The 289-nt window shown below is 54.7% G+C and carries 1 pseudogene; it reads left to right on the top strand.

The features are described from left to right. Positions 1-253: pseudogene (locus ACRHNM_RS16595) on the top strand (Na+/glucose cotransporter); the annotation flags it as partial. Positions 254-289 lie beyond the last annotated feature (36 nt).

Below are 289 nucleotides of genomic sequence, written 5' to 3'. Positions count from 1 at the left end.
GCATACCCTGGGGGCTGTGAATTACCTGATTTTCGCGGCCTGGTTCTTCTTGTTTTGCATCGTGGTGCTGGTTGGCGTGTGCCTGATGACCCCGGCCCCGGAGCCCGAAAAAATTGCCAACCTCACCTATGCGACCATTACCCGGGAGGAGAAAGAGCGCAATAAGGCGAGTTACAATTGGAAGGATATCGTCGTCTCGGTCGGCATCCTCGTTATCGTTATCGGCATCATGATCTGGTTTAACGGGAAATAAAAAGAGCCGGGGGCCTTCCCGGCCACCGGCTGTCTT

Origin of the sequence: Psychroserpens mesophilus (assembly GCF_050617655.1) — a bacterium.
Classification (GTDB): Bacteria; Bacteroidota; Bacteroidia; order Flavobacteriales; family Flavobacteriaceae; genus Psychroserpens; species Psychroserpens mesophilus_A.
This window is presented reverse-complemented; position numbering and strand designations above follow the sequence as displayed.